Origin of the sequence: Tepidimonas ignava, assembly GCF_004342625.1 — a bacterium.
Lineage (GTDB): Bacteria > Pseudomonadota > Gammaproteobacteria > Burkholderiales > Burkholderiaceae_C > Tepidimonas > Tepidimonas ignava.
Map to the genome: position 1 here is coordinate 1 of NZ_SMAH01000010.1, position 25,742 is coordinate 25,742.

At 66.5% G+C, this 25,742-nt stretch carries 26 protein-coding genes, 1 tRNA gene and 2 pseudogenes; 16 read left to right on the forward strand and 13 right to left on the reverse strand.

Annotated elements, in window-relative coordinates; all coding sequences use genetic code 11:
- Positions 1–83: 83 nt before the first annotated feature.
- Positions 84–602: a nucleotide-binding protein gene (locus EDC36_RS08475; protein ID WP_132962831.1), complete on the reverse strand. Its 519-nt coding sequence runs from the start codon at positions 600–602 to the stop codon at positions 84–86.
- Between the two features lie 83 nt (positions 603–685).
- Positions 686–1,792, reverse strand: coding sequence for a hypothetical protein (locus EDC36_RS13265; RefSeq protein WP_207895067.1), 1,107 nt, complete (start codon positions 1,790–1,792; stop codon positions 686–688).
- A 678-nt stretch (positions 1,793–2,470) separates the two neighbouring features.
- On the opposite strand from EDC36_RS13265, the pseudogene EDC36_RS13375 reads away from it, so the two are divergent.
- A pseudogene (locus EDC36_RS13375) lies at positions 2,471–2,620 on the forward strand (IS30 family transposase); the annotation flags it as partial.
- A gap of 34 nt (positions 2,621–2,654) precedes the next feature.
- On the opposite strand, the gene EDC36_RS08490 reads toward EDC36_RS13375, so the two are convergent.
- The 5 genes and pseudogenes from EDC36_RS08490 to EDC36_RS08510 form a co-directional block, all read right to left on the reverse strand.
- Positions 2,655–3,050, reverse strand: coding sequence for a hypothetical protein (locus EDC36_RS08490; protein ID WP_132962832.1), 396 nt, complete (start codon positions 3,048–3,050; stop codon positions 2,655–2,657).
- Positions 3,051–3,237: 187 nt separating this feature from the next.
- Entirely contained in the window at positions 3,238–3,519 is a 282-nt protein-coding gene (locus EDC36_RS08495; RefSeq protein ID WP_132962833.1) for a hypothetical protein, read from the reverse strand.
- 101 nt (positions 3,520–3,620) lie between these two features.
- Positions 3,621–3,949 (reverse strand): annotated as a pseudogene (locus EDC36_RS08500) (integrase core domain-containing protein); the annotation flags it as partial.
- Positions 3,950–4,000: 51 nt separating this feature from the next.
- On the reverse strand, positions 4,001–5,008 hold the full coding sequence (locus EDC36_RS08505; RefSeq protein WP_132962835.1) for a tyrosine-type recombinase/integrase: 1,008 nt from the start codon (positions 5,006–5,008) through the stop codon (positions 4,001–4,003).
- Positions 5,009–5,207: 199 nt separating this feature from the next.
- Positions 5,208–5,296 (reverse strand) — tRNA-Leu (locus EDC36_RS08510).
- Positions 5,297–5,399: 103 nt separating this feature from the next.
- Between EDC36_RS08510 and EDC36_RS08515 the strand changes: the two genes are divergently transcribed.
- Positions 5,400–6,011, forward strand: a complete 612-nt coding sequence (locus EDC36_RS08515) for a DUF6806 family protein (protein ID WP_132962836.1) — start codon at positions 5,400–5,402, stop codon at positions 6,009–6,011.
- A 96-nt stretch (positions 6,012–6,107) separates the two neighbouring features.
- On the opposite strand, the gene EDC36_RS08520 is transcribed toward EDC36_RS08515, so the two are convergent.
- Entirely contained in the window at positions 6,108–7,658 is a 1,551-nt protein-coding gene (locus EDC36_RS08520; RefSeq protein WP_132962837.1) for a fumarate hydratase, read from the reverse strand.
- Between the two features lie 81 nt (positions 7,659–7,739).
- Positions 7,740–8,342, reverse strand: coding sequence for a YqhA family protein (locus EDC36_RS08525; protein WP_132962838.1), 603 nt, complete (start codon positions 8,340–8,342; stop codon positions 7,740–7,742).
- A gap of 173 nt (positions 8,343–8,515) precedes the next feature.
- On the opposite strand from EDC36_RS08525, the gene acs reads away from it, so the two are divergent.
- Entirely contained in the window at positions 8,516–10,510 is a 1,995-nt protein-coding gene (acs, locus tag EDC36_RS08530; RefSeq protein ID WP_132962839.1) for an acetate--CoA ligase, read from the forward strand.
- A 153-nt stretch (positions 10,511–10,663) separates the two neighbouring features.
- Here the strand turns inward: acs and EDC36_RS08535 are convergent, their stop codons facing one another.
- The gene (locus tag EDC36_RS08535; RefSeq protein ID WP_132962840.1) at positions 10,664–10,969 is read right to left on the reverse strand and encodes a c-type cytochrome; all 306 of its coding nucleotides are present in this window, start codon (positions 10,967–10,969) and stop codon (positions 10,664–10,666) included.
- A gap of 155 nt (positions 10,970–11,124) precedes the next feature.
- Here EDC36_RS08535 and EDC36_RS08540 point away from each other — a divergent pair, with 155 nt between their 5' ends.
- Positions 11,125–11,361, forward strand: a complete 237-nt coding sequence (locus EDC36_RS08540) for a TIGR04438 family Trp-rich protein (protein ID WP_132962841.1) — start codon at positions 11,125–11,127, stop codon at positions 11,359–11,361.
- Between the two features lie 124 nt (positions 11,362–11,485).
- Positions 11,486–13,399 carry a dihydroxy-acid dehydratase gene (gene ilvD / locus EDC36_RS08545; protein WP_132962842.1) on the forward strand — a complete coding sequence of 638 codons (1,914 nt, stop codon included), beginning with the start codon at positions 11,486–11,488 and terminating at the stop codon, positions 13,397–13,399.
- A 51-nt stretch (positions 13,400–13,450) separates the two neighbouring features.
- Here ilvD and EDC36_RS08550 read toward each other — a convergent pair whose 3' ends face one another.
- The gene (locus EDC36_RS08550; protein WP_132962843.1) at positions 13,451–13,687 is read right to left on the reverse strand and encodes a hypothetical protein; all 237 of its coding nucleotides are present in this window, start codon (positions 13,685–13,687) and stop codon (positions 13,451–13,453) included.
- Positions 13,688–13,779: 92 nt separating this feature from the next.
- On the opposite strand from EDC36_RS08550, the gene lgt reads away from it, so the two are divergent.
- Entirely contained in the window at positions 13,780–14,601 is an 822-nt protein-coding gene (gene lgt, locus EDC36_RS08555) for a prolipoprotein diacylglyceryl transferase (RefSeq protein WP_132962844.1), read from the forward strand.
- The gene (locus tag EDC36_RS08560) at positions 14,588–16,153 is read left to right on the forward strand and encodes a malonate--CoA ligase (RefSeq protein WP_132962845.1); all 1,566 of its coding nucleotides are present in this window, start codon (positions 14,588–14,590) and stop codon (positions 16,151–16,153) included. The genes lgt and EDC36_RS08560 overlap by 14 nt, the downstream gene beginning before the upstream one ends.
- A gap of 8 nt (positions 16,154–16,161) precedes the next feature.
- Here EDC36_RS08560 and EDC36_RS08565 read toward each other — a convergent pair whose 3' ends face one another.
- On the reverse strand, positions 16,162–16,605 hold the full coding sequence (locus EDC36_RS08565) for a universal stress protein (protein WP_132962846.1): 444 nt from the start codon (positions 16,603–16,605) through the stop codon (positions 16,162–16,164).
- A 150-nt stretch (positions 16,606–16,755) separates the two neighbouring features.
- Here EDC36_RS08565 and EDC36_RS08570 point away from each other — a divergent pair, with 150 nt between their 5' ends.
- From EDC36_RS08570 to EDC36_RS08610, 9 genes are all read left to right on the forward strand, one after another.
- A complete protein-coding gene (locus EDC36_RS08570) occupies positions 16,756–19,116 on the forward strand; it encodes a heavy metal translocating P-type ATPase (protein ID WP_132962847.1) in 2,361 nt (786 codons plus the stop codon).
- A 24-nt stretch (positions 19,117–19,140) separates the two neighbouring features.
- Positions 19,141–19,278 (forward strand): cbb3-type cytochrome oxidase assembly protein CcoS, encoded by a 138-nt coding sequence (ccoS, locus tag EDC36_RS08575; protein WP_132962848.1) that lies wholly within the window; start codon positions 19,141–19,143, stop codon positions 19,276–19,278.
- A 76-nt stretch (positions 19,279–19,354) separates the two neighbouring features.
- Entirely contained in the window at positions 19,355–20,788 is a 1,434-nt protein-coding gene (gene ccoN, locus EDC36_RS08580; RefSeq protein ID WP_132962849.1) for a cytochrome-c oxidase, cbb3-type subunit I, read from the forward strand.
- 20 nt (positions 20,789–20,808) lie between these two features.
- Positions 20,809–21,504 carry a cytochrome-c oxidase, cbb3-type subunit II gene (ccoO, locus tag EDC36_RS08585; RefSeq protein WP_132962850.1) on the forward strand — a complete coding sequence of 232 codons (696 nt, stop codon included), beginning with the start codon at positions 20,809–20,811 and terminating at the stop codon, positions 21,502–21,504.
- A 23-nt stretch (positions 21,505–21,527) separates the two neighbouring features.
- Positions 21,528–21,665, forward strand: a complete 138-nt coding sequence (locus EDC36_RS08590) for a cbb3-type cytochrome oxidase subunit 3 (RefSeq protein WP_132962851.1) — start codon at positions 21,528–21,530, stop codon at positions 21,663–21,665.
- Between the two features lie 22 nt (positions 21,666–21,687).
- Positions 21,688–22,593, forward strand: a complete 906-nt coding sequence (gene ccoP, locus EDC36_RS08595; protein ID WP_132962852.1) for a cytochrome-c oxidase, cbb3-type subunit III — start codon at positions 21,688–21,690, stop codon at positions 22,591–22,593.
- Between the two features lie 87 nt (positions 22,594–22,680).
- Positions 22,681–24,093, forward strand: a complete 1,413-nt coding sequence (gene ccoG / locus EDC36_RS08600) for a cytochrome c oxidase accessory protein CcoG (protein ID WP_132962853.1) — start codon at positions 22,681–22,683, stop codon at positions 24,091–24,093.
- Positions 24,094–24,167: 74 nt separating this feature from the next.
- Positions 24,168–24,458: a nitrogen fixation protein FixH gene (locus EDC36_RS08605; protein WP_132962854.1), complete on the forward strand. Its 291-nt coding sequence runs from the start codon at positions 24,168–24,170 to the stop codon at positions 24,456–24,458.
- Positions 24,459–24,513: 55 nt separating this feature from the next.
- A complete protein-coding gene (locus EDC36_RS08610) occupies positions 24,514–24,834 on the forward strand; it encodes a hypothetical protein (protein ID WP_132962855.1) in 321 nt (106 codons plus the stop codon).
- Positions 24,835–24,900: 66 nt separating this feature from the next.
- Here EDC36_RS08610 and fnr read toward each other — a convergent pair whose 3' ends face one another.
- Positions 24,901–25,620, reverse strand: a complete 720-nt coding sequence (gene fnr / locus EDC36_RS08615) for a fumarate/nitrate reduction transcriptional regulator Fnr (RefSeq protein ID WP_132962856.1) — start codon at positions 25,618–25,620, stop codon at positions 24,901–24,903.
- Between the last annotated feature and the right edge of the window lie 122 nt (positions 25,621–25,742).

The following is a 25,742-nucleotide window of genomic DNA, read 5'->3' on the forward strand; positions in this document are numbered from 1 at the left end:
CGGCGCATCAGACATCAGATCTGGGGGAAATTGTACTCGCAAACAGACAATAACACAAGAAAAATCATGATGTTATGAATATTTCAGGGGCGACTCTGTAGCCGCTCAAGCAGCCCATCGTCGCGCAGGAATGCCGGGGCCAGCGCCAGGCGTTTTTTGCAGGCAACGGCAAGCCCATATTCGAACGAACTCTTCAGCGCGTCGAACGCCACCGTGTTGTTGCTGGCTGAGTACACGATGCGCGGCTCAAGATCGAGGTCTTCGAGCGTTTGCCGGATAACTTCGGCTTCGGGATCGACCGTTTCCGAGGCGGTGGCAGGCAGGTTGACGACGATGGCATCGACATCGAGGTGAACTTGCGCGATGTAGTCCAGCAGCTTGTTGATTGCACGCTCTTTTTCGCTCGGGTCGGCAAGGCCGATGGCGGTACTCGATGCCGCGTGCGCACCGTAGCGCCGCGTGACATCGGCGGTGGTGGCGTCCCCATCGACGATGGCGATGCGTTTATCACCGCGAAAGATCAGGGCATCGCACATCAGTGCGGCCACCGTGGACTTGCCCACACCGCCCTTTTCGCCGTGGGAGAAGATGACAGGTTTCATGAAGAGGCTCCTTTCCTTGAGACATCACGGGCACGCCGCCCGCACCCCATAGAGAAAGGGGTGGAACAAAACAAAAAGGGGTGCTAGGCGGGTTTGGCCTGAAGCTGCGCACGGCGGCGGCGCACCGCATCAGTGATGATGTCGCGGATCAGGCCTGAGACATATCGCACGAAGCTGGTCATCGTCAGCTTGGCTTTTTCCTCGTCGGGCAGTCGCAGGCGGCGCAGCGCCCACAGCTCCACCGCGTCGCCGTAGGGCGGGCGGCGCTTGAGAACTTCGATCATCATGGGCTCCCACACGTCGCCCGCATCGCGAAAGCCGATCAACGGGTCGTGCGAGCGGTCATAGTCGCGCACGAAGTGGGCATAAAAGAAAATTGCCAGTTCGTATATAAACGGCGGATGCTGGCTGACGTAACGGTTGTTTGCGATGTCTTGCAGGTACTGATCGATCATCGCTTGCGCCACGGCGCGCGATTGCTCCGGCGGGCACGGCGGCACCGACAACAGCCGCATGCTGTTGTCCAGCATTTCCTCGACTGTGGTGACGTGCTCGCCCAGTTCGATCTTGCGCAGCCGCCCTTGCTCTCCGGTCAGCCGCGGGGTTTCGATCGGCTGCGGGATGGGCACCTGCGGCACTTCCTTAAAAGGCCGCGCCAGCCGCATGAGATCCTCGATGCTGAACTGCTGCGCCACCGGGATCGGGGCCTGCGGGTTGGCCGCCGAGGCCTGCGTGGCCGCTGAGGCCTGTGGGTTGGCCACCGAGGCCTGCGTGGCAACCGGCACCGCTGCCCTCGAGGGTGTTGCCGCCACCACTGGGGTGGCAGGCGCAGGCACTACCACCGGCGCAGGCGCGGGCGCCACCGGCGCAGGCGCGGCAACAGGCGCTGGAGCGGCCACGGGCACAGGCGCCACCACCGGGGTGGCAGGCACAGGCGCCACCACCGGCTTGGCAGCGGCGGTCTGCTGTTGCACCTGGCGGGCGCGGGCGAGGAGCCACTTGAATCTCGCCAGATTGAAGCGACGACCATGAAAGTCGTCGTTGCGCATTAAGCAGGCATGGATTTCCCTCAGCGACCATCCAGCGGCATGCACTTCCTCGATATGTGGCAGCAGTTCCACCATCCGATCAAGAGCCGGGCGGCGCTTGGGCGGGGTCATTCCTTTGAGTTCGTCGAGACCAGTTTTCATGTTTCACCTCTGAGGTCAAAGCGGCACACAGTCGCCTCCCTTAGAGAAAGGTCTGGAACAAAAAAGGGCTAGCCGTCGGGTGCCCGCTTGATAGCCGTGGCTCTGTCCGCCGCAGCAGCCGAGTGGTGACCGATGGGCGGCTGCGGGCGTAGCCGCCTTGGTAGCCAAACGCTGGCCGACTGATGGCTGATCACAAACCGGTTGGTGGCTCAGCGGCACCCGGTCGCTGACCGATGGGTGGCTGCCACTCAAGCCCGCTTAGTAGCCCGCTACTGGCCGACAGATGGCCGATGGCTGCCCGATTGGTAGCTCTGGCGGTAGCCGATCGGCACCCGATGGGCGGCTGCGGGCGTAGCCGCCTTGGTAGCCAATTGCTGGCCGTGTTGGTAGCTCGCCGATAGCCGAGACCTACCCCAAAACGAGTGCAAGGTAGGCCGCCCACCGCCCGGCGCTGCGCACCGGATCGGGGGACGGCGATGACTCCGCCGGGGCGTCGTCAGTCAGGGCTTCGCCCCGACACCCGAATGTTCATTCCGGGGGCACTGCTGTCACTTGATGGTGACACCACCCGAAGAGGATGAGCCGACCCGAAGCCCCTGCGGGCCGGATCGGGCACCATCGGCGCGATGGTGCTGCGTTTTGAAGATCACACCCTGGCCTGGGTGGCGGAGATGGCCGGACCTGTCGGTCTACAGCCAGGAGCAGTTGGACAAGATTGCCGACCGGCTCAGCAACCGCCCGCGCGCCATCCACGGCTTCTACCCTCCGATCGCCGTCTACCAGGCCATGCAGCAGCGGATCACCCAAGCCAACAACTCCCTTCAGTGATTCCACCGTTGCACTTGGTGCTTGACACCGCCCCTCAAAACTTGAGGCGCCCGGCATCAGGATGCGTCTGCCGCAGCTTTCTACGCCTGTCGACCTCTTCGGTACTTAGCCGTATCATCGTCCCGGCTGGCGGCCCCACAAGCCTTCCGTCGGACGTGACAATCAGGCGATGCACTCCAAAGTCGGCGTGATAGATCAAGCCACCGTTGCCATCGTACTTTAGCGACCCTGTCCTTACTCTCCAACCCAGATTTCTTAACAGATAGGCGTAGCTGAATTCGAAATTTTTATCATCAACGCGCTTGATTTCTAGTATATCGACATCTTTAGGCAGACCCCAGAAGCCCACAAATTTATCCGCATCATCTCTTAAGCACCCACCAAGCAGAAATGAAGAAACGGATACAGCAAGAAAGAGACGCCGCCTCATGATATTCACCTCAACTCAACCGACCACACAGCGAAACCCAACGCTCTGCCTTCATGCAGGCGTCAGCAGGTATTAAGTCAACAAACCATCCTTCAGACACTTCAACGACCAAACTGAGCACGCATCCAATGTTTTGGCAGAAGACTGGGCGGAATCAATAACTGCAACGTAGTTCACTTCTATTCCCTCAACTTAATCGGTTCCTTACGAACACAGCTCCGGCAAACATCGGAACAAGGAAGCCTGCGATTGTTGTTTGGTTTGCTTCGTCCAGCCCCAACATTGACGTCAGCAAATACGTTCCGACTGCAACTGCTGAAACAAAGAGCCAGGTCAAAGCGAAAAAGGTGAGCTTCTCAGCTGGTAGGACGGGGAAGATTGCCCCCTTGCCAGCGAGCGCCTTTCCTGCGATCAACGCAATCAAAGTTGGAACCAATGAGCCAAGGGCAATTTGCCAAATCTCATGCATGCACCTACCCCCTAAAAGCCGGATAAGATTTGTAGAACATAGTTGTCATGTCCCGGATGATTGTGGGGCTGCTTATTGAACATCTCCGGCCTTCGCTGGTATCAGTCTATCATGGCTTGCATGGGCGTCGGGCGTCAAGCGCTGCCTGGGGCAGATGATGGTTGTGAGGCCAAGCATAGCGCAAGAGGGTCTGTTCCAGGTCCTGGGCGCTTGTGAAGTGGTGGCTCTTCTTGAGCACCTCCTCGATCCTGCCATTGAAGCGCTCCACCGTCCCATTGGTCTGGGGCCGGCGCGGGCGCGTCAGCCGATGCTCGACGCCCAGCGCCGCGTACAGCTCCTCGAAGGCATGCAGCCCTGTGGGGGTGCGCTCGCCCGTGGTGACGAAGCGGTCGGTGAACTCTTTGCCGTTGCCGTTGAGGATCGCGCGGATGCCTAGCGGCATTCGCACTGACTGCCGGGTTCTCGGACAGCGCCGTGCGCCTCAGAGCCTCGCCGCAATCTCCTCCGCCGACTCGCGGTAGTAGGTGTTGAGCAGCAGCCGCAGGTCACGGTGGCCCGAGATGCGCGCAAGCGTCATGACATCGACCCGGCGCGACAGGCGCGTCAGCGCATCCGCCCGCGCGTCATGGAAGTGCAGGTCACGGATGAGCAGCCGGTCACGCACTTTGCGAAAGAGCGCATCGCGCGACTGCGGTGAGACGGTGAAGTACGCCTCGCGTCCCTGCTCGCGTGCTGCGGCATCAAGCACAGCCAGCAGCCGCGCGGCCTTGCGCGTGAAGGGCACATGGCGCACGCCAACGCGCTCCACGGTCTTGTGCTCTTCCAGCCGGATGACGCGCCGTTGCAGATCGACCGTGCGGGTGGAAAGGCTGTGCAGCTCGCCCGCACGCATCGCGGTGTGGTGCGCCAGCAGGTACATCCAGGCCACTTCCTGCTGAAGCGTGCGCGGTGGCTGCCCGGTGACGTAGCCCAAGCCTCGCAGCAGGCGGCGCAGCTCGCGCCAGTCGGTGCGGCGATCCCGCGCGTGCGAGTTGGCAGGCACCGGCAGCTCATGGAACGGATCGACATCCATCCATCCCCAGGTGCGGCAGTGTTTCCACAGCGTGCGTAAATCGGAGGACTCGCGCGCTACCGACGCGGCGCTGACCGCAGCCCGCCGCTCATCGCGCCAGCGCGCCATGTGCTCGCTGCGAACGTCTGCCACCGGCATCTGCGCCAGCCACGGGCACAGACGAAGCAGGGCCAGCAGACGGCGTTTTTCGAAGGGGCCGCCCCTGCGGTGCGGCACGATTTCCTTGAGGTAGCGGTCGATGGCTTGCGCCACCGTCACGCCGCTGCCGCCCCTGCGCTTGCCGGCCAGGATTTCGGCTTCGACCTGCGCGGCCCAGGCGCTGGCCTGCGCCTTGGTCGGGAACACCTTGGAGGTGCGCACGCCGAGTCGCGCCACTTCGGCGCGCCAGCCCTTGTTGAGCTTGCGGATGGAGGCCACCGTATCTCCCCTTGCGTAACACCGTGCGTAAATCGTGCGTAGCGCGATGCTACCCGATGCCGCCAGATGATGCCACTTGCAGCCTCGACGACGACTGCGCAGGGGCCGCAAAACGCCGCTAAGCCCTTGTTGGGCAACAAAAAACCCGCCAGCGGCGGGTTGTTGCAGGGGCTTGGTGTTGGATGCGGTTTTTGACCGTTGGTGCGGGTGGCGGGACTCGAACCCGCACGGCCCGGTGGGGCCTCAGGATTTTAAGTCCTGTATGTCTACCGATTCCATCACACCCGCGGTGCAGCGCATCATTGTAGGCGCTGCGCCTGGGCGCCCACGCCTCCGGGGGAGGTTCGCCCCGGGTCGTACAATGCAGGTTTTGACGTGATGGGTGGCGAGCATGAGCCAGGACAACCCGCCTTTTGAGATCCACGTGCACGGCGACGTGCCCTTGCGCGACGACGTGGACTTTCCGCAGATCCAGGAGGCGCTGCGGCCCCTGTGGCAGTACGTGGGCGCGCGCTCGCTGGTGGATGCGGCCACCAGCAACTACGAAGAAGAGCCCGGTATCCGCTTCGACCCCAAGGCCCACCTGCTGCAGATGTGCTGGACCATTGAGGGCGACGACGACTTTCGTCTGGCCATCGAAGAGGCGTGCATGGGCCTCAACGAAATCAGCGCCATGGGGGCGGCCATCGAGGTGTCGTTCTACGACCTCGAGTTCGACGAAGACGAGGCCGAGCCCGGCACGCAAGCGCGCGACGACTTCCTGATGTGCTTCGTGGGCCCGACGCCGGCGGCCATCATGCAGGTGCAGCGCGACATGCTGGTGCACGACGTCGTGCAACTGATGGAGCGCCATTTCGACGCCTCGGAGCTGGGCGGCGTCATCCAGGCCATCGACCAGTTGTTTGCCAACCGCTTCGACGCCATGGTCAACTCGCTGCAACTGGGCAAGCCGCCACGCGGCGGCGGCCACGGCGGGCCGCGCAAGCCGCGCCACTTGCACTGAGCGCCTGCGCACCGGCGCGGCGCCACAGGCCCGCGGCGCCCGCGCGCGCCGGGCCGCCGCGCGCCACCCCGTGGTGGCGTTGCCGCCCGACGCCGCTTACGCGGTTGCGATGGCGATGCCCTTGAACTCCCCGCGGGCGATGCGTTCGCGCCACTGGGCCGGGCCGGTTTCGTGCACGCTGGTGCCGGTGGCGTCCACCGCCACCGTGACCGGCATGTCGCGCACCTCGAACTCGTAAATCGCCTCCATGCCCAGGTCCTCGAACGCCACCACGCGCGCGCTCTTGATGGCCTTGGCCACCAGGTAGGCCGCGCCGCCCACCGCCATCAAGTACGCGCTGCGGTTGTCGCGGATCGCCTCGATCGCCACCGGGCCGCGCTCGCTCTTGCCGATCATCGCGATCAGACCGGTTTGCTCCAGCATCATGCGCGTGAATTTGTCCATGCGCGTGGCGGTGGTGGGGCCGGCCGGGCCGACCACCTCGTCGCGCACCGGGTCCACCGGACCGACGTAGTAAATCACCCGGTTGGTGAAGTCCACCGGCAGCTGCTCACCACGCGCTAGCATGTCCTGGATACGCTTGTGCGCGGCGTCGCGGCCGGTGAGCATCTTGCCGTTGAGCAGCAGCTTGTCGCCCACTTTCCAGGTGGCCACTTCCTCTTTGGTCAACGTGTCCAGGTTGACGCGCTTGGCGCTTTGGGTGTCGGGCGTCCAGGTCACCGCAGGCCAATCCTCCAGCCGCGGCGGCTCCAGCGTGGCCGGGCCGCTGCCGTCCAGGTGGAAGTGCACGTGCCGCGTGGCGGCGCAGTTGGGGATCATGGCCACCGGCAGGCTGGCCGCGTGCGTGGGGTAGTCCAGGATCTTGACGTCCACCACCGTGGTCAGGCCGCCCAGTCCTTGCGCGCCAATGCCCAGCGCGTTGACCTTGTCGTACAGCTCCAGGCGCAGCTCCTCCACGCGGGTGAGCTTGTCACCCCGGCGTGCGCGGTCGATCAGGTCGTGGATGTCGACCGGCGCCATCAGCGCTTCCTTGGCCAGCAGCATGGCTTTTTCGGGCGTGCCGCCGATGCCGATGCCCAGGATCCCCGGCGGGCACCAGCCCGCGCCCATCGTCGGCACGGTCTTGAGCACCCACTCGACGATCGAGTCCGAGGGGTTGAGCATCACCATCTTGGACTTGTTTTCCGAGCCGCCGCCTTTGGCGGCGCAGATCACCTCGATGCCGTCGCCGGGCACGATTTCGTAGTGCACCACGGCGGGTGTGTTGTCCTTGGTGTTTTTGCGCGCGCCGGCCGGGTCGGCCAGCACCGAGGCGCGCAGCGGGTTGTCGGGGTTGGTGTAGGCGCGGCGCACGCCCTCATTGACCATGTCCTGCACGCTCATCGTGGCGTCAGGCCAGGTCACGTTCATGCCGACTTTCAGAAACACCACCGCGATGCCGGTGTCCTGGCAAATCGGGCGGTGGCCCTCAGCGCTCAGGCGCGAGTTGGTCAGGATCTGGGCGATGGCGTCCTTGGCCGCGGGGCTTTGCTCGCGCTCGTAGGCCTTGCCCAGGGCCTGGATGTAGTCCAGCGGGTGGTAGTAGCTGATGTATTGGAAGGCGTCGGCGATCGACTGGATCAGGTCTTCCTGGCGGATGGCGGTCATGGTACGGCTCCGGTGCGTGGGGGCGGCGCTGCGGCCGCGTGTGGGCCTCGGGTCGGCCCGGCGCGGTGGCCGGCGGCGCGCTCAGTGCGCGCCGTCGTCGTCGCCCGGGTGGTGGATCAATTTTTCGGTCAACGCAATGGCCAAGGCGCTGAGCAGGAACACCGCGTGGATGACGGTTTGCCACAGCAACACCTTGTCCGTGTAGTTGGCCGCGTTGATGAAGGTTTTCAGCAGGTGAATGCTGGAAATGCCGATGATGGCGGTGGCCAGCTTGACCTTGAGCACGCCAGCGTTGACGTGGTTGAGCCACTCCGGTTGGTCGGGGTGCCCTTCCAGGCGCAGCCGGCTGACAAAGGTTTCAAAGCCGCCGACGATGACCATGATGAGCAGGTTGCTGATCATGACCACGTCGATGAGCGCCAGCACCACCAGCATGATGATGGTCTCGTTGAGGCCATCCAGCGGCGCGCTGGGCACGTAGCCGATGCTGGTGACGAGCTTTTCCAGCGCCGCGCGGTTGCCAAACGCCGCTTCGATCAGGTGCACCAACTCCACCCAGAAGTGGTACACATACACCGTTTGGGCCACGATCAGGCCGATGTACAGCGGCAACTGCAGCCAGCGGCTGGCAAAGATCAGCCGCGGCAGCGGGGCGATGGGTTTGAGGTGCTGGGGAGCTTGCATCGTGGGTCGACGCTGGGGTACAAAACGGGGCGCCCCCATTGTAGTGGTTGGCGGGGCACGCGGCCCGAGGCCCGCTGCGTAAGGGCCTCGTCAGCGCGCGGCGGCACAGTTGCCCGCCGTGAACCGCCGACCGGTTCGTTCGTTGAGTGTGTCACCCGAGGAGTAACAACATCATGGCTGAATCGAGCGCTGCCATCGAGTCGATGCTGGTGGAAAACCGCGTGTTCGAACCCAACCCACAGCTGGTGGCGCAGGCGCGCATCCGTGGCATGGACGCCTACCGTGCCCTGTGCGACGAGGCCGAGCGCGACTTCGAAGGTTTTTGGGCACGCCGCGCGCGCGAACTGCTGCACTGGCACAAACCGTTCACCCAGGTGCTGGACGACTCCAACAAGCCGTTTTACAAATGGTTTGCCGATGGCGAGCTCAACGCCTCGTACAACTGCCTGGACCGGCACCTCGGCACGCCGGTGGAACACAAAACCGCCATCATCTTCGAATCCGACGACGGCCAGGTCACGCGCGTGACCTACCGCGAGCTGCTGCAGCGTGTGGCGCGCATGGCCAACGCGCTCAAGCGGCTGGGGGTGCAAAAGGGCGACCGGGTGGTCATCTACATGCCCATGACGATCGAAGGCGTGGTGGCGATGCAGGCGTGCGCGCGCATCGGCGCCACGCACAGCGTGGTGTTTGGTGGCTTTTCGGCCAAGGCGCTGCAAGAGCGCATCCAGGACGCCGGCGCGGTGGCGGTCATCACCGCCAACTTCCAGATGCGTGGCGGCAAGGAACTGCCGCTCAAGAGCATCGTCGACGAGGCCATCGCCCTGGGCGGGTGCGATACTGTGCGCCACGTCGTGGTGTGGCAGCGCACCGCCAGCGCCTGCAACATGGTGGCCGACCGCGACGTTTGGCTGCACGACGCGCTGCAAGGCTGCAGCGACGAGTGCGCGCCGCAGATCGTGGGTGCCGAGCACCCGCTGTTCATTCTCTACACCTCGGGCTCGACCGGCAAGCCCAAGGGCGTGCAGCACAGCACCGGCGGCTACTTGCTGTGGGCCAAGCAAACGATGCTGTGGACCTTCGACCTCAAGGACAGCGACGTCTTTTGGTGCACGGCCGACATCGGCTGGATCACTGGCCACACCTACGTGGCCTACGGTCCGCTGGCGGCAGGTGCCACGCAGATCATCTTCGAGGGCGTGCCGACGTACCCTCATGCCGGGCGCTTTTGGCAAATGATCGAGCGCCACAAGGCCACCATTTTTTACACCGCGCCGACCGCGATCCGCTCGCTGATCAAGGCCAGCGACACCGACGACAAGGTCCATCCCAAGAACTGGGACCTATCCAGCCTGCGCATCCTCGGCTCGGTGGGTGAGCCCATCAACCCCGAAGCGTGGATGTGGTACTACAAGCACGTCGGCGGCGAGCGCTGCCCCATCGTCGACACCTTCTGGCAGACCGAGACCGGCGGCCACATGATCACGCCGTTGCCGGGCGCCACGCCGTTGGTGCCGGGTTCGTGCACGCTGCCGCTGCCGGGCATCTTTGCTGCCATTGTCGATGAGCAGGGCAACGACATGCCCAACGGCCAAGGCGGCATCCTGGTGATCAAAAAGCCGTGGCCGTCGATGATCCGCACCATCTGGGGCGACCCCGAGCGCTTCAAGAAAAGCTACTTTCCTGCTGAGCTCAAGGGCTACTACCTGGCCGGCGACGGCGCGGTGCGCAGCGCCGACCGCGGCTACTTCCGTATCACCGGCCGCATCGACGACGTGCTCAACGTCAGCGGCCACCGCATGGGCACGATGGAGATCGAGTCCGCCCTGGTGGCCAAGACCGACCTGGTGGCCGAGGCGGCGGTGGTGGGGCGTCCCGACGAACTGACCGGCGAAGCCATCGTGGCGTTCGTCGTGCTGAAGCGCCCGCTGCCGCAAGGCGAGGAGGCCAAGCAGATCGCCAACGAGCTGCGCAACTGGGTGGCCAAGGAAATCGGCCCCATCGCCAAGCCCAAAGACATCCGCTTCGGCGAAAACCTGCCCAAGACGCGCTCAGGCAAGATCATGCGCCGCCTGCTGCGCGCCATCGCCAAGGGCGAGGCCATCACCCAGGACGTCTCCACCCTGGAAAACCCGGCCATCCTGGAGCAGTTGGCCAAGACCAACTGAACCCAGCCCCGCGCCGCCGGCCTCGTCGGGCGGCGCCGGGGCGGCCCACAAGCAAAAGCCCGCCATGGCGGCGGGCTTTCGTTGTTTGGGCCGGGCAAGGATCGGGCGCGGCCGTGCCTGCGGCCGCGCGTCCCGGGGTCAACGGGGTTCAGATCACTTCAGGCTCAGCACCCACTGCGCCAGCTTCTTGGCCTCCGCGTCGCTGACTTGCGGGTTGGCCGGCATCGGGATCGCGCCCCACACGCCCGAGCCACCCTTTTGAATCTTGGTGGCCAGCATATCGACGGCCTTGGCGTCGCCGGCGTACTTCTTGGCCACGTCTTTGTAGGCCGGTCCAACCAACTTCTTGTCGGTGGCGTGGCAGGCCATGCAGTTTTTGGCCTTGGCCAGCGCCTCATCGGCCAGAGCGGGGCCAGCCACAGCGGCGGTGGCGGCGAGGATCAGCAGTGCGCGCTTCATGGTGTGTTCCTCCAAGAGGGTTGACGGACGGTGTTCGGTGCCATTCTAGCCACGCCACCATACGGCACAATGCATGTTTACACCTTGTTGCAACGGATACAACGGGCGTGGGCGGCCGGTTGGACGGGCCCGGCGTGGTTTGGGGGAGAGATGCCATGGCGCTGCTTGTGTTGGGTTTGGTCCTGGTGACGCTGAAGCTGCTGGCGTGGCCGCCGGTGGCCGATTGGGGGTGGGCCTGGGTGCTGGCGCCGTTTGCGCTGGCCGCGTTGTGGTGGTGGTGGGCCGACTGGTCCGGCTACACGCGCCGCAAGGCCATGGAAAAGGAAGAGGCGCGCAAAGCCGCGCGCCTGGCCAAGGCGCGCAGCCAGTTGCGCCCTCCCGGCCAGCGTTGACCTTGCCCGCCCGCGGCCCGCGCGGGTGCTGGTACCATCCCAGGGCCGAAGCGGCGCGCGCGCCTGCACGCTGGGGGCGCCGCGCCGGCCTGATGTTTCCCTAGCCTGACCACCCTCACGCACCATGCCCACCTACCGCTCCCGCACCACCACGCACGGCCGCAACATGGCTGGCGCGCGCGCCTTGTGGCGCGCCACCGGCATGAAGGACGGCGACTTCGACAAACCCATCATCGCGGTGGCCAACAGCTTCACCCAATTCGTGCCGGGTCACGTGCACCTGAAGGACCTGGGGCAGCTGGTGGCGCGCGAAATCGAAGCCGCCGGTGGCGTGGCCAAGGAGTTCAACACCATCGCGGTGGACGACGGCATTGCGATGGGGCACGACGGCATGTTGTACTCGCTGCCCAGCCGTGAGCTGATCGCCGACAGCGTCGAGTACATGGTCAACGCGCACTGCGCGGATGCGTTGGTGTGCATCTCCAACTGCGACAAGATCACGCCCGGCATGCTGATGGCCGCGATGCGGCTCAACATCCCGGTGGTGTTCGTCTCCGGCGGCCCCATGGAAGCGGGCAAGGTGCGCCTGGCCGTGCCCGGCGAGCAGGCGGTGCAGATCAAAAAGCTCGACCTGGTCGACGCCATGGTCATGGCCGCCGACCCGCACGTGGACGACGCCACCGTGGCCGAGGTCGAGCGATCGGCCTGCCCGACCTGCGGTTCGTGCTCGGGCATGTTCACCGCCAACTCGATGAACTGCCTGACCGAAGCGCTGGGCCTGAGCCTGCCGGGCAACGGCACGCTGCTGGCCACGCACGCCGACCGCGAGCAACTGTTCCGCCGCGCCGGGCGGCTGATCGTGGAGCTGGCGCGCCGCTACTACGAGCAAGGCGACGCGTCGGTGCTGCCGCGCTCGATCGCCACGTTCGAAGCGTTCGAAAACGCGATGTCGCTCGACATCGCAATGGGCGGCTCGACCAACACGGTGCTGCACCTGCTGGCCACCGCGCGCGAGGCCGAGGTGCCGTTCACGATGGCCGACATCGACCGCCTGTCGCGCCGCGTGCCCACGCTGTGCAAGGTGGCGCCCAACACCAACAAGTACCACATTGAGGACGTGCACCGCGCCGGGGGCATCATGGGCATCCTGGGCGAGCTGGCGCGCGCTGGCCTGCTGCACACCCACGTGCGCACGGTGCACAGCGCCACGCTGGCCGACGCGCTGGCGCAGTGGGATGTGATGGTCACGCCGTCCGAGGAGGTGCGCACGTTGTACCGCGCCGGGCCGGCCGGCATTCCCACGCAGCAGCCCTTCAGCCAAAGCACGCGCTGGCCGACGCTGGATCTGGATCGGCAGGCCGGCTGCATCCGCTCGGTCGAGCATGCGTATTCGCGCGACGGCGGGTTGGCGGTGCTGTACGGCAACCTGGCGCAGGACGGCTGCATCGTCAAAACCGCCGGCATCGACGAGAGCATGTTCGAGGTCGAGCAACTGCGCTACACCACCAGCGTGCCGACGTCGGTGCTGCGCGTTTTCGAGGGGCCGGCGCGCGTGTTCGAAAGCCAGGACGCGGCGGTGGAGGCCATCTTGGGCGACCAGATCCAGCCCGGCGACGTGGTGGTGATCCGCTACGAGGGACCCCGCGGTGGCCCCGGCATGCAGGAGATGCTGTACCCGACCTCGTACCTGAAGTCCAAGGGCTTGGGCAAGGTCTGCGCGTTGCTGACCGATGGGCGTTTTTCGGGCGGCACCTCGGGTCTGTCGATCGGCCATGTCTCGCCGGAGGCCGCCGCCGGCGGCACGATCGGGCTGGTGCGCGACGGCGACCGCATCCGCATCGATGTGACGCGGCGCAGCATTGAGCTGCTGGTCAGCGACGACGAGCTGGCGGCGCGCCGCGCCGAGCAGGACCGGCTGGGCTGGAAGCCGGCCAAGCCGCGCGCGCGCAAAGTCTCGGCCGCGCTGCGTGCCTATGCGCTGTTCGCGCAAAGCGCTGACAAGGGTGCGGTGCGCGACCTGTCGCGTTTCGAGGGCTGAGGGCCGCGGCGTCGCCTGGGCCCCGTTGCGCGTGGGCGGCGGACCGCCGGGTCAGCCGCGCAGGCGTCGGCGTGTCCAGGCGGCCCGCAGCGCGATGGACAGCACCAGCACCTCCTCCTGCGTCAGGTCTGGAAAATGCTCCCGCACCCGCAGCGGGATGTGATGGGTGAGGGCTTGCCCTGCGATGCCCTGGTGGGGATCCAGCAGCGGCCGGCACAGTTCGAACGCTTCTTCGAAGACCGCCCGTACCCGGTGGTGGCGGCGCCGATCGTCGGTGCGAACCTCCATGGTGACCCTCCTTCGTGCCGACGGGTGTGTTGTCATCGGTTCGGCCCCATCATAACGGGCCGGCGCCTGCGGCCATCGCGTACCATCGGCGTATGTTGATGCATCCCCAATTCGACCCGGTGGCCCTGCGCATCGGACCGCTGGCCGTGCACTGGTACGGTCTGATGTATTTGGCCGGCTTCGCCATGTTCGTCTGGCTGGGGCGGCGACGGTTGCGCCATGAGCCCTACCGGACGATGGGCTGGCAGCCGCGCGACGTCGAGGACATGCTGTTTTGGGGCGTGCTGGGGGTGATCCTGGGGGGGCGGCTCGGCTATGTGTTGTTCTACAAGCCCCTGGAGTACCTGGCCGAGCCCTGGCGGGTGTTCGCTGTGTGGGAAGGTGGCATGAGCTTCCATGGCGGCCTGCTGGGCGTGCTGCTGGCCATGGCCTGGTGGGCGCGGCGTCAGCGGCGGCCCTGGCTGCAGGTGATGGATTTTGTCGCCCCCTGCGTGCCGGTGGGGCTGGCGCTGGGGCGCGTTGGCAACTTCATCAACGGCGAGCTGTGGGGGCGGCCGGCGCCGCCCGAACTGCCCTGGGCGATGGTGTTTCCGCAGGCCGGGCCGTTGCCGCGCCACCCGTCGCAGCTGTACCAGTTCGCGCTGGAAGGCGTGCTGCTGTTTGTGCTGCTGTGGCTGTACGCGCGCCGCCCGCGGCGCCCAGGGCAGGTGTCGGCTGCGTTTTTGCTGGGCTACGGCACGATGCGTTTTGTGGCCGAGTATTTCCGTGAGCCTGACGCGCACCTGGGCCTGCTGTCGCTGGGCCTGAGCATGGGCCAGTGGCTGAGCCTGCCGATGGTGCTGGCCGGCTTGGCGCTGGGGTGGTGGGCGGGGCGCCGTCCGGCCACGCAGGAGACCGACCATGTCCGAAGCTGAGGTGACCAACCTGTACGCGGCGTTGCGCGCCGCGTTTCCGACCGACCTCGACCGCACCGCGATCGAGACCGACACCGGGCTGCACTACACCTGGCGCGACCTGGAGCGCGGCAGCGCCATGATCGCGCAGGAGCTGCTGGGCCGGGGCTTGCAGCCGGGCGAGCGTGTCGTGGCCCAGGTGGACAAGTCGGTCGAGGCGCTGATGCTGTACCTCGCTGTGCTGCGCGCGGGGTTGGTGTACGTGCCGCTCAACACCGCCTACCCGGATGCCGAGGTCGAGTACTTCGTGCGCGACGCCGAGCCGGCGGCGGTGGTGTGCGTGCCCGAACGTTTCGGCCGCCTCAGCGCCATGGCGTTCGCCGCCGGCGCGCGGTTGGTGTACACGCTGGGGGCCGACCGCAGCGGCACGCTGCTGCAGCGCGCCGCGCACCGCCCGGACCAGCACGATCCGGCGCCCGTGGGCCTGAACGCGCTGGCGTCCATCATCTACACCAGCGGCACCACCGGCCGCAGCAAGGGGGCCATGTTGACGCATGGCAACCTGCTGGCCAACGCGCGCGTGCTGCACAGCTATTGGGGCTGGCAGCCCAACGACGTGCTGATCCACGTGCTGCCGATGTTTCACGTGCACGGGCTGTTCGTGGCCGTGCACGGGGCGTTGCTCAGCGGCAGCCCCATGCTGTGGGCGGCGAAGTTCGATCCCGCCACGGTGCTGCGCTGGTTGCCGCGCGCCACCGTTTTCATGGGGGTGCCGACGCTGTACACCCGGTTGCTGGCCGAGCCTGAGCTCACCGCGCAGCGCTGCGCGTCGATGCGGCTGTTCATTTCGGGCTCAGCGCCGCTGCTGATCGACACCTTCACCCAGTGGCAGCAGCGCACCGGGCACACCATCTTGGAGCGCTACGGCATGAGCGAAACCATCATGCTGACCTCCAACCCTTACCGGCCCGATCCGCGCTTCGGGCACCAGGACGAACGTCGCGGCGGTACGGTGGGCTTTCCCTTGCCCGGGGTCGAGGTGCGCATCGCCGACGCGCACGACCGACCGCTGCCGGTGGGCGAGGTGGGTGGCGTGCAGGTGCGTGGCCCCAGCGTGTTCGCCGGCTACTGGCGCATGCCCGACAAAACCCGCGCCGAATTCACCGCCGACGGCTGGTTTCGCACCGGCGATGTCGGGCTGTTCGACACGCGCGGTTACCTCACGCTGGTCGGGCGCAGCAAAGACCTGATCATCAGCGGCGGCTACAACGTGTACCCGGCCGAGGTCGAGGGCGCGATCAACGAGCTGCCCGGCGTGGCCGAAAGCGCCGTGGTCGGCGTGCCGCACCCCGATTTCGGCGAAGTCGGCGTGGCGCTGGTGGTGCCGCGCCCGGGCGCCCCGCTCGACCCCGACGCGATCCTGACCGCGCTGCGCCAGCGGCTGGCCAACTACAAAATCCCCAAGCGCTGCGCCATCGTGCCCGACCTGCCGCGCAACGCCATGGGCAAGGTGCAAAAAAACGTGCTGCGCCAGCAGTGGCGCGACACCTTCATCGCCCAGCCGGGCGGCTGAGGCGGCGGTCAGCGCAGCACCAGCACGGGCGTGTGCGCGTGCGTCAGCACCTGCTGCGTCTCGCTGCCCAGCAACAGGCGCTTGAGGCCGCGCCTTCCGTGCGAGGCCATCACGATCAGATCGCACTTGTGGCGCTTGGCCGCGGCGATGATGGCCTCGGCCACCAGGTCCGACTTCACCGTCAGGGGTTTGACCTTGACCTGACGCAGCTGCCCCGCGGCCTTGACCGCGTTGACGGTGGCGCGCGCCTCGTCTTCCCACTGTTTTTCGATTTGCCGCACTTCGTCGCGCGTCAGCGCAATGCCGCCTTCATAAAACGTCACCGGGTAGCGTGGCACCACGCGCAGCGCCACCACCTCGGCGCCGGTCAGGTCCGCCAAGCCCAGCGCGTGGTCGACCGCGCGCTGCGAGAGTTTGGAGCCATCGGTGGCCACGAGGATGCGTTGGTACATCGTGCGTTCTCCGTTGCCGGGCGTTGCGCCGCCCATATCGCTAGACTAGCCCCGTGGGGCCGTGTCACTTTGACTTGGGTCAAGCCCCTGCGCGCCGCGATCGGGTAAGGTGTGATGATGCCGTACTCTGCCTCCAACGACCAACCGCCCATGCCGACTGACGACGCGGCCGGCAGGGGGTCGTTGTGGACGGGACACCGCGGCCCGCTGCAGGTGGACGACGACTTCACCGTGCTGGACGACCCGCTGGAGCAGCAGGACTTCACGGTCGTGCATGACGAGGGCGCGCAGCGGGTGTGCGAGTCCACCCTGGTCGTGCAAGGCATGTACTGCGCCGCGTGCGCCGACACCGTGGAGGCCGCGTTGGCCGGCCGGCCCGGTGTGCTGGAAGCGCAGGTGCACGCCGCCACGCGGCGTCTGACGCTGCGCTGGGATCCGGCACGCGCGCGCCTGTCGGAGCTGGCCGCTGCCGTGGGCCGTGCGGGCTACCGGCTGCTGCCGATGCAGCAAGCCTGGGCGGTGAGCCAGCGCACGCGCGAGACGCGCACGATGCTGTGGCGGCTGTTCGTGGCCGGCTTTTGCATGATGCAGGTGATGATGTACACGTGGCCCGAGTACGTCACCGAGCCGGGGCAAATCCCGCCCGACATCGTGCAGCTGCTGCGTTGGGCCTCGTGGGTGCTGAGCGTGCCGGTGCTGCTGTTTGCCAGCGGACCGTTTTTCACCAGCGCGTGGCGCGATCTGCGCCTGCGGCGCATCGGCATGGACGTGCCGGTGGCGCTGGGCATCCTGATCACCTTCGTGGTCAGCACCTTGGCCACGTTCGACCCCACCGGGCCGTGGGGGCACGACATCTGGTACGACTCGCTGACGATGTTCGTGTTTTTCCTGCTGGGCGGGCGCTACCTGGAGCACAAGCTGCGCGACCGCACCGCGGGGGCGCTGGACGCGTTGATGAACCGGCTGCCCGAGCGCGTGCAGCGCGAGCGCCCCGATGGCACGCTGGAGCCCGTTTCGCTCAAGCGGCTGCAGCCGGGCGATGTGGTGTGGGTGCACGCCGGACAAGCGTTTCCTGGCGATGGCGAGGTGCTGAGCGACGCCGCCACGGTGGACGAGGCGTTGCTGACCGGTGAATCGCACCCGGTGACGCGGCGCCGCGGCGAGCCGGTCGTCGCGGGCAGCCACAACCTGGCCGGCAGCGTGCGCGTGCGGCTGCAGCGGGTGGGGCGCGAGACCCGTTTTGCCCAGATCGTGGCGCTGATGGAGCAGGCCAGCACCGACAAGCCGCGGCTGGCGCGGCTGGCGGACCGCATCGCGGCGCCGTTTCTGGTGGCGGTGTTGCTTGCGGCGGGGCTGGCGGGGTTGTACTGGTGGCAGTTCGACCCCAGCCGGGCGCTCGCGGTGGCGGTGGCGGTGTTGATCGTCACCTGCCCGTGCGCGTTGTCGCTGGCCACGCCGGCGGCCATGCTGGCCGCCGCGGGCACCCTGGCGCGCCGCGGGGTGCTGACGCGCCGCCTGCAGGCGCTGGAGGCTTTGGCGGGCATCGACACCGTCGTGTTCGACAAGACCGGCACGCTGACCCAGGACCGTGTCGTCGTGCGCGAGGTGTGGACGCGCGCCGGCGTCACGCCCGAGCAGGCGCTGCAAGCGGCGGCGGCGCTGGCCAGCGCGTCGCTGCACCCGGTGTCGCGCGCCATCGTGGGTGCGGCGGGGTCGGTGCAGCGCGCGCCGCTGGTGGTGCAGGAGGTGCCCGGTCGTGGGCTTGTGGCCACCGACGACGCCGGCCGCGCGTGGCGCCTGGGTTCCCCGGCCCACTGCGGCCTTGACGCCGCGGCCAGCCCGGGGCAGGGTGCGCGTTGGCCCGCCGACGCGCCGTGCGCGTGCCTGTGTGACGAGCAAGGGTGGATGGCCACCTTCGTGCTGGACGAAGGCATCCGAGCGGAGGCGCGCGAGGCCATCGAGGCGCTGCGCGCGCTGGGCTTGCGCGTGCGGCTGCTGTCGGGTGACCGTGCCGGGGCGGCGGCGCGGGTTGCGGCGGCGTTGGGCATCGACGACGTCGTGGCCGACGCCAGCCCGGAGGCCAAGCTGGCTGCGCTGCAGCGCTGGCAGCAGGCGGGCGAGCGGGTGGCGATGGTGGGCGACGGGCTCAACGACGGGCCGGTGCTGGCGCGCGCCGACGTCGCGTTTGCGCTCGGGCACGGCGCGCCGCTGACGCAGACGCGCGCCGACTTCGTCGTGCAAAGCGGGCGGCTGACCGAGGTCGTGCAGGTGGTGCGGCTGGCGCGCGACACGCTCAGCATCGTGCGTCAAAACCTGGCCTGGGCTGCCGTCTACAACCTGTTGGCGGTGCCGCTGGCGGTGGCCGGCTACATGCCGCCCTGGGCGGCGGGGCTGGGCATGGCGGCCAGCTCGCTGGTCGTCATTGGCAACGCGATGCGCTTGGGGGCGTGGCGCGGCGCCGCGCCCGCCCGCGACGTGCTGGCGTCGGCGCCGGCGGCCGCGACCGGTTGAACCTCGTGCAAGGAGTGTGTGGCGATGGAGATCTTGTACTTGCTCATCCCCCTGTCGGTGGTGCTGGTGCTGCTGATCATCGGGGTGTTCTGGTGGGCGCTGCAGTCGGGTCAGTTCGACAACATCGAGCGCGAGGGCGAGCGCATCCTCAAGCACGATTGACATAAGTCAAGGGCGGCCCACGACCCTTTGGCCATACTGCGCCCCGGGTAGGTTTTTGCACAACAGGAGCGTCTCTATGTCTGCAACCACGGCGGCCCCAGCAGGGGTCTACAACGACAAGGTCGTGAGGCAGTTTGCCATCATGACCGTGGTGTGGGGCATCGTCGGCTTTCTGGTCGGCGTCGTCATTGCCGCACAACTGGCGTGGCCGGAGCTCAACTTCGGCATCGAGTACCTGACGTACAGCCGGCTGCGTCCGCTGCACACCAACGCGGTGATCTTCGCCTTTGGTGGCTCGGCGCTGTTTGCCACCGCGTACTACGTGGTGCAGCGCACCTGCCAGACCACGCTGTTCGCACCGGCGCTGGCCTCGTTCACGTTCTGGGGCTGGCAGGCGATCATCGTGCTGGCCGCCGTGACGCTGCCGTTGGGCATCACCAGCGGCAAGGAGTACGCCGAACTCGAGTGGCCGATCGACCTGTTGATCGCCGTGGTGTGGGTGGCGTTTGCCATCGTGTTCTTCGGCACCGTGGGCACGCGCAAGGTCAAACACATCTACGTGGCCAACTGGTTTTACGGCGCGTTCATCATCGCCGTGGCGATGCTGCACATCGTCAACAGCGCGGCGATCCCCGTCAGCTTCTGGAAGTCCTACTCCGCCTACGCCGGCGTGCAAGACGCCATGGTGCAGTGGTGGTACGGCCACAACGCGGTGGGCTTTTTCCTGACCGCGGGCTTCCTTGGGATGATGTACTACTTCATCCCCAAGCAGGCTGAGCGTCCGGTGTACTCGTACCGGCTGTCCATCGTGCACTTCTGGGCGCTGATCTTCACCTACATGTGGGCGGGTCCGCACCACCTGCACTACACCGCGCTGCCGGACTGGGCGCAGTCGCTGGGCATGGTGTTTTCGCTGATCCTGCTGGCGCCGTCGTGGGGCGGCATGATCAACGGCATCATGACGCTGTCGGGCGCCTGGCACAAGCTGCGTGACGACCCGATCCTGCGCTTCCTGATCGTGTCGCTGTCGTTCTACGGCATGTCCACGTTCGAAGGGCCGATGATGTCGATCAAGACCGTCAACGCCCTGTCGCACTACACCGACTGGACCATCGGCCACGTGCACTCCGGCGCGCTGGGCTGGGTGGGCTTGGTGACGATGGGTTCGATGTACTACCTGATCCCGCGCCTGTTTGGTCAAACCAAGATGTACAGCGTCAAAGCCATCGAGTTGCACTTCTGGATCGCCACCGTCGGCATCGTGCTGTACATCGCCGCGATGTGGATCGCCGGCGTGATGCAAGGCCTGATGTGGCGCGCCGTCAACCCCGATGGCAGCCTGACCTACACGTTCGTCGAGTCGGTCAAGGCGTCGTACCCGTTCTACGTGATCCGCCTGCTGGGTGGTCTGCTGTACCTGGGTGGCATGTTCGTGATGGCCTGGAACGTCTGGAAGACGGCGCAGCAAGGCAAGGTCGTCCCCGTGGCCATTCCCGCGCCCGCGCACTGAACGCTTGAGGGAGAACCGACATGGCTCAACACGATCACAAGCCCAGCGGTCACGAGCGCATCGAGACCAACAACTTTCTGATGATCATCCTGATCACCCTCGTGGTGGCGGTGGGTGGTCTGGTGGAAATCGTGCCGCTGTTTTTCCAGCACTCGACCACCAAGCCGATCGAGGGCGTCAAGCCCTACACGGCGCTGCAACTGGCCGGCCGCGACATCTACATCCGCGAGGGCTGCTACGTGTGCCACTCGCAGATGGTGCGCCCGTTCCACGCCGAAACGCTGCGGTACGGGCCGTACTCGGTGGCGGGCGAGTTCGTCTACGACCACCCGTTCCAGTGGGGCTCCAAGCGCACCGGCCCGGACCTGGCGCGTGTGGGTGGCCGCTACTCGGACGAATGGCACCGCATCCACCTGAACAACCCGCGTGACCTGGTGCCCGAGTCCAACATGCCGGCCTACCCGTGGTTGGAGCGTCGGGAGGTGCAGGCCGACGCAATGCCCAGCCGCATGGCGGCGCTGCGCAAGCTCGGTGTGCCCTACACCGACGAAGAGATCGCCAAAGCCGCCGATGAGGTGCGTGGCAAGACCGAGATGGAGGCCTTGATTGCGTACTTGCAAGGCTTGGGCACCGCGCGCTCGTGGGACAAGCTGGCGCAGCCGGCCAAGACCGCGCAAGCGCCCGCCCAGCCGGTGGCCACCAGCGCCGCCCAGTGACCAGGAGCAATGGGGACATCACCATGGACATCAACGATCTGCGCGTCATCGTCACGGTGCTCAGCTTCGTGACCTTTGTCGGCATTTGGGTTTGGGCGTGGTCGCGCAAGAACCAGCGCCGTTTCGAAGAAGCCGCCCAGTTGCCGTTCCAGAGCGAGTGAGTCCCCCACACGGAGAACCATCATGAGTGACTTCACGAGCGATTTCTGGCACCTGTTTGTGGCGGGCGTCACCGTCATCAGCATCCTGGCGTGCGCCTTCTTCCTGTGGGCCAGCGGCAAGACCCGCGTCATGCCTGCCGCCGACAACACCACCGGCCACGTGTGGGATGGCGACCTGCGCGAGTGGAACAACCCGCTGCCGCGCTGGTGGGTGTACCTGTTCATCATCACGGTGCTGTTTGCATTGGGCTACGGCTTGCTGTACCCGATGTTCGGCCAGTCGCAAGGGGCGCTGAAGTGGTCGTCGCACGAGCAGTGGGCGGCCGAGCGGGCCAAGGCGCTGGCGGCGGTGGAGCCGTTGTACGCCAAGTTCCGCGGCACCGACCCGAAGGATCTGGCCAAGGACGCCAACGCGATGGCGGTGGGCGAGCGCCTGTACATGAACTACTGCGCGCAGTGCCACGGCTCCGACGCGCGCGGCAGCAAGAGCTTCCCCAACCTGACCGACAACGACTGGCTGGGCGGTGACGGAGGCCCCGAGTACATCAAGACCACCATCACGCAGGGCCGCGTGGGCGTGATGCCGCCGATGGCCGCCGCGGTGGGTGGCCCGGAAGACGTGCGCAACCTGGCCCACTACGTGCTCAGCCTGTCGGGCAGCCCGCACGACAGCGTGCGCGCCGCCCAGGGACAGGCCAAGTGGGGCGCGTGCGCGGCCTGCCACGGCCCGGACGGCAAGGGCATGCACGCCACCGGGGCGCCCAACCTCACCGACCAGATCTGGCTGCACGGCTGGGGCGAGGAGGCCATCGTCCGCGCCATCAACCAGGGCTTCAACAACGTGATGCCGGCGCAAAACGCGTTGCTGACGCAAGACCAGATCCACGTGCTGACCGGCTACGTCTGGAAGTTGTCGCACGCGCAGTGATGCGGCTTGCGTAACATCAAGGCGCGCTGATACCGGCCCGGGTACGATAGGTCCCGAGCCGGTTTTCTCATTTGTGGAGTGCATCCCATGGGCAGCAACCCGAACCCCACCGCCATGACCGACCAAGAGGTCGAAATCTCACTCTACGCGGCGCGCCAAAAAATCTACCCCCGTTCCGTTTCGGGGCTGTTTGCCAAGTGGCGCTGGTTTTTCGTGTGGCTGACGCAGCTTGTGTTTTATGGGCTGCCGTGGCTGACGTGGGGTGAGCGCCAGGCGGTGCTGTTTGACCTGGAAGCGCGGCGTTTCTACATTTTTGGTCTGGTGTTGTACCCGCAGGACTTCATTTACCTGACGGGTATTTTGGTGGTGTCGGCGCTGTCGCTGTTTTTGTTCACCGCCATCGCGGGGCGGCTGTGGTGTGGGTACGCCTGTCCCCAAACGGTGTACACCGAGATCTACCTGTGGCTGGAAAAGCTGTTCGAGGGTGATCGCTCGGCACGCATGCGGCTGGACCAGGGCCCGTGGAACGCCAACAAGATCCTGCGCAAGACCGGCAAGCAACTGGCGTGGATCGCGGTGGGGCTGTGGACCGGGTTTACGTTTGCCGGTTACTTCACCCCGATACGCGAGCTGGGCCAGGCGCTGCTGACGTGGAACCTGGGGCCGTGGCAGACATTTTGGATTTTCTTCTACGGCTTTGCCACCTACGGCAACGCCGGCTACATGCGCGAGCAGGTGTGCAAATACATGTGCCCGTACGCGCGCTTCCAGAGCGCCATGTTCGACAAGGACACGATGATCGTGACCTACGACGCGGCGCGCGGGGAACCCCGTGGGGCCCGCAAGCGCTCCGCCGACCCCAAGGCGCTGGGCTTGGGCGACTGCATCGATTGCACGCTGTGCGTGCAGGTGTGCCCCACCGGCATCGACATCCGCAACGGCTTGCAGTACGAGTGCATCGGCTGTGGGGCGTGCGCCGATGTGTGCGACGAGGTGATGGAGAAAATGGGCTACCCCAAGGGGCTGGTCAAATACTCCACCCAAAACGGCATGGCCCATGGCTGGACGCGGGCGCAGATGATCCGGCGCGCGTTTCGGCCTCGGGTGTTGGTCTACAGCGCCATTTTGCTCACCATCGTGGCGGCGCTAGGCGTGAGCCTGTGGCTGCGCGTGCCGCTGAAGGTGGACGTGATCCGCGACCGCGGCGCGCTGGCGCGGCTGGTCGAGATGGGCCGCATCGAAAACGTGTACCGCGTGCAAATGATGAACGCGTCGGAGCACGAGCGTGAATTGCTGGTTTCGGCGGAAGGGTTGCCCGGCATCGAGGTGGTGTCCGACCGGACGGTGCACCTGCTGCCGACCGAGGTGCGCTCGGTGGCGGTGCGGGTGCAGGTGCCGCCCGGGTTGGCCAGCGGCACCCACCCGATCGTGTTGCGCTTGCGCACCGCCGATGGCAGCATCGACGTGAAGGAAAAAACCACCTTCCTGGTGCCGCGCTGACGCGTGCATCGGCGGCGGCATGCGGGTTGTCACGCATACCGCCGATACCCATGAGGGCATACACTATGCAAACGATGAACCCCGTTGCCGCCCCGTCTGGCGTGCGCCGCCCTTGGTACCGCGAGCCCATGATGTGGCTCGTGGTTGGGGGGCCGCTGGTGGTGGTGGTGGCCTCGCTGATCACGGTGTGGATCGCGGTGCGCAACGCCGACACGGTGTTGCCGCGCGAGGCCGCGCCGGCGCGCGTGGCGCAGCCCCTGGACGCGCTGTCGGCCCAAGAGCGGTTGCAGGCCGAAAAAGCGGTGCTGCCAGCCGGGCAGGCGCGCAACCACGTGGTGTCGCCCACGCTGCCGCACGAGCGCTGACCGACGCTGGGGCGGGGTTCACAAGGTTTGCCCAACGATACCGAGGAGACCCCCGATGACCCGTACCCAACGTGTGCTGTGGATCGCCTGGCCGGCGTTTTTGATGGCCGCCTTGATCGAGATGGTCGTGTTCGCCTTTGTCGATCCGCACGAGCTGCACTGGGCGGGCGAAACGCTGGGTTGGTCGCGGCAGGCGGTTTACACGCTGGCGTTCTTTGTCTTTTGGGCGTTGACGATGGCCTCCAGCGCTCTGACCACGCTGCTGTCGATGTCGCCGTGGGAGATCAACCGCTGCCCCGTGCCACCCGATCAACGGCCCGCGGACTGCGTCAAACAGCCCCGCCCGGGGGCGCAGGGTTGTCAGGGCTGCGGGTGAACGCGGGCGGCTGAGCGCACACGGCGCTCGGGCGACGGCGTGCTGGGCCGGGCGGCCGCGCGGCGCCTACAGCGGCTCGTCCTGGTTGACGATGGCCTGCAAGGCCTGCGGCTCCAGGATGCGCACGTAGCGCTGGCGCACCTCGATGATGCCTTCGTCCTGAAAGCGTGAGAAGGTGCGGCTGACCGTCTCCAGCTTCATGCCGAGGTAGCTGCCGATTTCCTCGCGCGTCATGCGCAGCACCAGCTCGGAGCGCGAAAAGCCCCGCGCGTGCAGCCGCTGCACCAGGTTGAGCAAAAACGCGGCCAGCCGCTCCTCGGCGCGCATGCTGCCCAGCAGCAACATCACGCCTTGGTCACGCACGATCTCGCGGCTCATGATGCGGTGCACGTGGTGCTGCAGCGTGCTGAATTCGCGCGACAACGCTTCCAGCTTGTCAAACGGCAGCACGCACACTTCGGCGTCTTCCAGCGCCACCGCCGAGCACGAGTGTTTGTCCTGCACAATGCCGTCCAGCCCCAGGATCTCGCCCGCCATCTGGAAGCCCGTGACCTGGTCACGCCCGTCGGCCGTGTTGATGACGGTTTTGAAAAACCCCGAGCGCACCGCGTACAGCGACGTGAACGCGTCCCCGGCGGCGAAGAGCGTGGCGCCCCGGCGCACGCGGCGTCGGGTGCTGATCAGGTTGTCCAGCTGGGCCATCTCCTCCGCCGACAGGCCCACGGGGATGCACAGCTCGCGCAGGTTGCAGCTGGAACAGGCGACTTTGATCGAATGCAGGTCCATGGGCGCAGCGGTGGCGAACGTTGGTGGGATGATAACCGTGATCGCTGCCTTGTGCCGCTGCGGCGCCACCGACCCAGGGCGCGGCGCCGTGGCAGGCTGTTTGACCCACGTCAACAGGCCCC